At 43.9% G+C, this 8,811-nt stretch carries 1 protein-coding gene; it reads left to right on the top strand.

Going from position 1 to position 8,811, the window contains the following annotated elements:
* Positions 1-8,766, top strand: an 8,766-nt coding sequence (locus IPH84_14495; protein ID MBK7174406.1) for a PKD domain-containing protein, incomplete at its 5' end; no start/stop codon positions are given.
* Positions 8,767-8,811: the final 45 nt, after the last annotated feature.

Raw genomic sequence — 8,811 nt, 5'->3', positions numbered from 1 at the left:
TTCAATGCAAGTTACCAGGTGAATACTGTTCCTGATGTGACGCTTCCTGTTATAACATGTATTCCATCATATACTCAGGTCCCTGGCATCAATTGTGAGATTGTAATTCCGGATCTGATTGCACTTAGCACCACCAGCGATAATTGTGGCATTGCCAGCATTACCCAAAGCCCGGTTGCAGGATCTATTATTACTGGTGCCTCAGCAGGACAGATAATCACCATCACCCTCACTGCCACTGACATTTCAGGAAATACTGCAAGTTGTAGCACTGATATAATTGTCGGCAACAATCAGCCTTTGGCTATTGATGACATTTCATCAACCAATGAAGATGTACCTGTGCTGATTAATGTACTGGCAAATGATAATTTTGGATGCGACGGGCCATCTGCAGGCAGCATTACTCTTTCAAGTGTGCCACTCAATGGAACAGCAACAGTTGATGATAATGGTACACCACTGGATCCTACTGATGACCAGGTTCTTTATACCCCGAACTCCAATTTTGATGGCATTGATAGCTTTACCTATACAATTTGCGACTCAAACGGAGATTGTTCAACAGCTACAGTTACAATTACGGTTATTGCTACTAACGACCCGCCTGTTACTATCAATGAATCTATCAGGCTTTGTGAAGGATCAAGTTACAATGGAACTATCCTGAATGGTGATGTTGATCCGGACGGAACTGTTCTGAATGTGATCACTATTCCTCTGTCTGGTCCGGCTAACGGTCTATTCACCACTGATGCTCTCGGCAACTACAGCTATACCCCATTCCCCGGTTTCTCAGGTGTTGACCAGGTGATCGTAAGTATTTGTGACAATGGAATTCCAGGAGTAGCCTGTACAAATGATACCATATTCATTCTGGTAGATGATAACATTATAGCCAATGCCGGAATAGATCAGAATCTATGTGATGTTACTTCTGTTTCTCTTTCAGGAAATAACCCAATACCGGGAACAGGTAACTGGACATTTGTCTCAGGTCCTTCCCTTGTTACCGTATCTCCTGCTAACTCAGCAATTGCTACGGCTTCAGGATTGATCACAAGTGCCACACCTTATATCTTTGAATATACCATTGTAAATGGCACCTGCACTTCTATTGATCAGCTGATGATTATCAACTCAAGTCAGCCCAGTACCTCGTTTGCAGGAACAGATCAGGCCTTGTGTTCAGTAACACCGGCATCGACAGTTATGTCAGCCAACACACCTGTATCCGGGACAGGTATCTGGACTCAGATCTTAGGTCCTTCTGTTGCAACCATTGTAAATCCATCTAATCCAAATACTTCAATAACAGGATTAATCGAAGGTACTTACCTGTTCGACTGGACCATCAGCAATGGTGCCTGTAATCCATCATCCAGCTCCGTTATGGTTCAGATTTCGCAACCGGCATCTGCCAATGCAGGAAATGATGACATCATATGTGAAACACAGTCAAGCTATACGCTGATCTCTGCAACTGCTTCCAATTACCAGTCTGTTATCTGGACAAGCAATGGTACCGGCTCTTTCAACAATTCATCCATCATTAATCCTATTTATACTCCAAGTGCCGCGGATATTGCATCCGGAACTGTTACACTCACCATCACGAGTATAGGCAATAGTCCTTGTCCGGATGTTACAGATCAAATGATTTTAACCATTAATAAACAAGTTGTTGTCAATGCAGGAGCAGATGCAAGCATTTGTGAAACACAATCTTCATTTGCTCTTACTACTGCATCAGCCACCAATTATTCAAGTCTGACCTGGTCAACTTCCGGAACCGGAAGCTTTAATAATACCGGTATTCAAAATCCCGTTTACACACCCAGTGCAGCTGATATTACTGCGGGAACAGTAGTTCTGACAATATCAAGCAGCAGTTTTGCAGGTTGCGCTAATGTCATCGATGATATGACGCTAACCATATCAAGTCAAGCTCTTGCATCAGCAGGTTCGGACATCAACATTTGTGAGACACAGGGGAATATTTCACTTTCAACAGCTTCGGCAAGCGATTATGTTTCACTGCTTTGGACTACCTCCGGAACCGGTACATTCAACGATCCCACATTGCTGAATCCTATATATACTCCAGGTGCTTCCGATATTATAAGCGGAACGGTTACCCTGACAATTCAGGCTACAGCTATTGCGCCATGTGCGGATGCTTTAGATTCAATGGTTCTGGGTATTTCACGGCAAGCAACTGCCAATGCAGGTTCAGATGCAATTATTTGCGAAACAGAAATCTCTGTGGCACTTGGCGCTTCTTCAGCCAGCAATTATACATCTATTCAATGGACAACCTCCGGAGACGGCAGTTTCAGTAATTCTTCCATTGTTAATCCGGATTATTTACCAGGACCTGCGGATCTACTGTCAGGAACTGTCACCTTAACCCTCACAGCAAACAGTGCTGCTCCTTGTATCAATGTTTCTGATGCAATGACGCTTACAATCATCAGAAATGTTGTTGGCAGTGCCGGCCCCGATGCTGATGCTTGTGAAGGCACACCATATACTGTAACAGGTTCATCAGCATCAAATTACAGCAGTCTGCTATGGAGTCATAATGGATTGGGTAACCTTACAGGAGCAAGCACTATTAACCCAACTTATACTGCTGCAGCTGGTGAATCCGGAAACGTAATCCTGACTCTCAAAGCATTTAGTAATGCACCATGCACCGATTCTATTGTTGACCAGATGATGCTGGATATCTATCCGCTTCCTACTGCTGTTCTGAGTGGTGGCACCGCTGTTTGTGAAGGAGATACTGCTATGCTTACCATAGAATTTACCGGAACTGCACCGTGGAATGTCACCTATTCAAATGGAGCAGCTTCAACAACGATATCTAATATTACTGCCTCTCCTTACCTGTTTAGTGTGATTGCTCCTGTAGGTTCTATAAACTATACGCTGACAGCATTAACTGATTCTCATTGTGCAGCAACTGCTGCTCAGCTGAGTGGTTCAGCCTTGATCATTGTTCACCCAACACCTGTAACCGATTTCACAGCGAATAGTGCTTGCCTCGGAGATACTACTTACTTCACAGTATCAGGGTCTTATATTATGGAAAGCAGTCATTGGACCTGGAATTTTGGAGATGGCACCTATGGAGTTTACAATACCCCGGTTAATCCGACCCATGTGTATCCCGGAACCGGAACCTATACAGTAACTCTAATCGTTCAGGATACCATTGGATGCAGTTACACAGTCTCACATAACATTGAGATTCGCCCCTTACCACAGGCTTACTTCAATTTCAGTACACCTACCTGTCTTGGTACTGCAACACAATTTACTGATTTATCCAACAATCCTTCCGGACAAGGTTATATCGCTGAGTGGACCTGGGATTTCGGTGATGGGTCACCATTGCAAACCATTCTTTTCCCGAGCACACCTAATATTTCTCATACCTACCTGATTGCAGGCTCATACCAGGTTACCTTATCAGTATCCAATTCAGAAGGTTGCACAGATACCTATGCCCAGACACTTACTATCACAGAAGTCCCAATTGCCGATTTCTCCTATACAAGCAATTGTGAAGATGAAGCTGCACAGTTCTTCGATGAGAGTATAACAGGAAGCACCGGAGCAGTGAATACCTGGTCGTGGAACTTTGGTGATCCATTATCGGGAGGATCAAATACCTCGACTTTACAGAACCCGCTTCATACTTATTCCAGTCCCGGAAATTACCAGGTTACGCTTATTGTAGCTAACTTTAATGGATGCACAGATACAGTTAATCAGCAGGTAACGATAAATCCGGCACCTGTGGCTGAATTTATCAGCAGTGCAGGTTGTACTAACAATCCTACTTACTTCTGGGCTGATAGTACTATCATCAATATCAATGCAACAGCAACTTACTTCTGGTCATTCGGAGATGGGAACACCAGCAACACCAGGAATACCCAAAACAACTATACAGCTCCGGGAAATTATACTGTTTCACTTACCATTACTGATACGCTAGGTTGTTCTGCTACAGTATCGCATCAGGTAAATGTAACCATCCCTCCTGCTGCACATTTTACCTATGAAGTAAATAATTGTGCAAATGAAGCGGTGACTTTCACAGATGAATCGACCTCTTTAAATGGCTATAACACAAGCTGGCATTGGGATTTTGGCGACGGAAACAGCCAAACCATTCTTTTCCCTGCCATTCCTAATACTTCACATACTTATGCTATAAATGGCATATTCAATGTTACCTTAACAGTAACTAACAGTTTAGGTTGTATAAGTTCAGAAACCCAGGTTATAAACGTATTTGGTGGTCCGGAAGCAGATTTCTATCATTCAGGCAATTGCAGTGAAAGCCCTGTCACATTCACTGATATCAGTACTGTTGCCAATCCACAAGCAATTGTTGGATGGTCATGGAATTTCGGAGATATCACATCCGGTGTGAGCAATACCAGTACACTGCAAAATCCGGTTCATACTTTTGCAAATGCAGGAACATATAATGTTACTTTAGTCAGCTACACCTCCAATGGCTGTAGTGATACGATTTCTCATTCAGTGCTTGTCAAACCTTTACCACAAGTTGAATTTAATGCAATTGGCAGTTGTGTCGGAAGTGAAGCCACCTTTACCCCGGATCCTTCTGTAATGAATATCAATACGATCACAACCTGGCTTTGGAACTTCGGAGATGGAATCACCAGTAATGTAAGCTCCCCCACACATATCTATACCACTTCAGGAACATATATGGTAACTCTTACGGTAACTGATACCACAGGTTGTTCCAATACTATTACTCATCCTGTAATTGTTGGAGAACCGCCGGTTGTAGCATTTGATTTCTCATCACCCGGATGCAACCAAAGCCCTGTTCAGTTTACAGATAACACCCTGGTTCCATCAGGCTATATCATGCGCTGGCATTGGGATTTTGGCGATGGAAACTCACAAACCATCCTATTCCCGAATTCATCTGCCACTTCACACACCTATGCTAATTCAGGAACATTCAATGTTACTCTCACAGTTAAAACCAGCGACAGTTGCATTGCATTACTTACACGGACAGTAACTATATCATCCAGGCCCCAGGCTGCATTCAGCTATAACAGCGGTTGCGAAGGGAATACCACGACCTTTACTGATAACTCAACTGTTACTGCAGCCCTTATTACTTCATGGAGTTGGAATTTCGGAGATCCGGGAAGTGGCTCTTCAAACCTCTCTACCCTGCAAAATCCAGTGCATACCTATAATACAGCAGGTACATACACAGTTCAGCTCATTGCAGGAACCAATGCCGGTTGTACAGATACCATTACCAATACAATTACAATCGCACCTCCTCCAACCGTTGATTTCTCAAGTCAGCCTGGTTGCAATGGAGACACGACCCAGTTCAACAGTTCATCTTTTGTAAATATGGCTACCACTCAAAACTGGTTCTGGCAGTTTGGAGATGGTACAACTTCTACCCTGGTTGACCCGCTTCATATTTATGGTGCTGCAGGAACATATACCGTTACCCTGACCATCACCGACAATAATGGTTGCAATGCCACTATTACAGCAAGTGTAAATATTAGTGCAGCTCCGTTGGCTAATTTTGCAATCGGAAGTCCTGCCTGTGAAGATTTGCAGGTAAGTTTCACTGACCTTACAAATGCCAATGGAAATATAATTACCGGTTGGTCATGGGATTTCGGTGACGGAAACCAAATCAGTTATACCACATATAGCCCTGTTGTTAATCATGTTTATACCCAGGCCGGTAATTTTGTAGTAACACTGAAAGTAAGCACTCAGAATGCATGTGAAAATACTTATCAGCAATTGATTTCCATTGGAGCAGCTCCTTTAGCTGAATATACATACCAGTCGACCTGTGAAGGAGAATCCACACAATTCACTGACCTGACCACTACCAGCAATGGAGTAAGCATTGTATCCTGGAACTGGAACTTTGGGGAACCCGGATCCGGAATCAATAACTCCAGCAATTTACAGAACCCCGTGCATTTATACGCAACTGCAGGTCAGTATACAGTGACTCTTATCAGTGAAAATGCCTATGGTTGCACTGACACTGTAACACATCAGGTTACCATTTCTCCAAAGCCTGGCGTTGAATTCACTCATGACTCCATCACTTGTGTTGAGATGCCTGTTACTTTCCAGCCCGATCCGGCAATCACCAACACTGCAGCTGTCCAGTCCTATGATTGGGATTTCGGTGATGGTTCAGCACATAGCAGTCAGCCGACTCCAACCCATACCTATTCAACAGTTGGAACCTACATTGTAACCCTGTCAATTATTGACACCTCAGGTTGTGATAATTCCATAAGTCATGAAATCACGATTGGTGATTCACCGGTCACTGCTTTCAGCTATGAACAAAGCTGTGTTGAACAACAGACATTGTTTACTGATCAATCACTACCACCTGCCACAGGATCGATCGTAAGCTGGAAATGGGATTTTGGTGTAGTTGGAAACACTAACGACACCTCTTCCCTGCAGAACCCGGCATTTACCTATTTACTACCTGGTGTATATACGGTTACACTAACCACAACCTCCGCTTCAGGATGCAGCCATACAAAGTCGCAACCGGTGCAGATCTGGCGTAATCCTACGGCCAACTTCAGGTACAGCACAACACCATGCAGCAATGGAGCAGTGCAGTTCCAGGATTCATCCTATAGCTTCCAGGCAACCATTACAAACTGGTTATGGGAATTTGAGCCTTATCAATACAGCACCCTGAGAAATCCGAGCTACAGCTATTTCCAGAATGACACCTGCTATGATGTTCGCTTAATTGTAACAGACCTTCATGGCTGCATGGATACCATAACCCGCACTGTTTGTGTGCCAGACGAATTCACTACTGAAATTGCACATCAATCCGCATGTTTTGGAACACCAACCACATTCACTCCAGTAGTATTGACTCCATCAGGAAACCAGCTCAATTCAGTGGTTTGGAATTTCGGTGATCCTTTATCAGGAAGCAGCAATACTTCGACACAGGTCAATGCCAGCCATACATTCAGTGCCACGGGATTCTATACGGTAAATATGTCAGCTACTGATATCTTCGGATGCCAAAGTACAGCCACAACTACGATAGAAATCTTTGCACTTCCTACTGCATCCTTTACCTGGAGCAACAGTCAGTTCTCCACTACAGTTGATTTCACCTCTACCAGCGTTATTGCGGGAGCAGCAATCGATTACTACACCTGGTATTTTGGCGATGGCACATCACAAACCAACTATGCACCTGTACAAACGGCTAGCCATTCCTATGCCCAGGCCGGCTACTATACAGTCACCTTATTGGTAGTTGACAAAAATGGTTGTACCAGTACCTTCAGCCAGGAAATCCTTTGCAGCCCTTCACCACAAGCTGCGATGGAAGTAACTGATACTTTGATCTGTCAGAACACAGCCATAACTATTGAAAACCGCAGCAGTGGATCCATTGACACATGGATCTGGAACTGGGGAGATGGAACTGCACCAACAGTAAATACTACATTCCAGCCTACTATTTCTCATACCTACTCCCAGCCGGGCACATTCCTGTTATCACTGAAGATTATTACCCTTTACAATGGCAATCCTATTGCTGATTCAACAACCCGGATTATCCATGTGAATCCTTCACCAGAAGCCGGATTTGTTGCCAATAAGCACTGCCTGGGTGAAATGACGATGTTTACTGATACCACTCTGACACATGGAGCCGGTGGCCTGACCTATACCTGGAATTTCGGTGACCCGATTTCTGTTTCTGACAGCTCTTCTGCTGCCAACCCAGGCTATGTCTATAGTTCAGCCGGACTCTTTGATGCAAACCTGATAGTTGCAAACCAATACGGTTGTAGTGATACGGTAACTCAACCGATAAAGGTAAATGGATTACCCACTGCACAATTCGATCACAGTGTGGCTTGTCTTAACAATCCCACCTACTTCTTCGAACATTCACAGGAATTTGAGGAATCATTGATTCATTGGGGATGGAGGATTGGAAATGAAAAGATTGTAGGATGGATGAACGGGCCATCTCCCTCCTTTACCTTTGATTCTGTAGGTGTTTACCCGATTCTTATGACAGTGACCGATGCAAACGGATGTATTGATACTACCGCCCAAACCGTTACAGTATATCCATCACCCTACAGTGCTTTCAGTATTGAGGAAAACTATGAAAATGAACAGGGACACTTGCTGTTAAATAATGGATCCCTGGGTGGAAGCGAATACAACTGGATTCTGGGGAATGGAGAAACCTCCACGGAAACATCGCCTGTGGTTGAATATACTGAAGATGGCCGATATGAGATTATTCTTTACACCACCAATGAATACGGTTGTACCGATTCGACCAGTTTTGCCTATGACCTTCTGTTCAAAGGCCTTTATATCCCTAATGCATTCTCTCCGAATGGTCCTGAACAAACCACAAGGTATTGGAAACCAGTGGGTGTAAACCTTGCATACTATAAAGTTGAGATTTTCAATCGTTGGGATGAGCTCATCTGGACTTCCACTGCATTAGATGAAAAGGGAGCCCCAGTTGAAGGATGGGATGGAAGTTTCAAAGACAGTCCATGCCAGCAGGGAACCTATGTTTGGAAGATAACAGCGATCTACCGCGATGGAAGTATCTGGCAAAACCGTGATTTGGGAGATCGAACAAATCTTCATAACTCTACCAGTGGAACCGTGACCATTATCAGGTAAGGACCAGGATCAGTCCTTATATTTTCCTGATTTTGTCCTGTTTGG

Source organism: Bacteroidales bacterium, from assembly GCA_016707785.1.
Lineage (GTDB): Bacteria > Bacteroidota > Bacteroidia > Bacteroidales > UBA4417 > UBA4417.
Note: the sequence above shows the minus strand (reverse complement) of the source record. Positions and strands in the feature narration are given on the sequence as shown.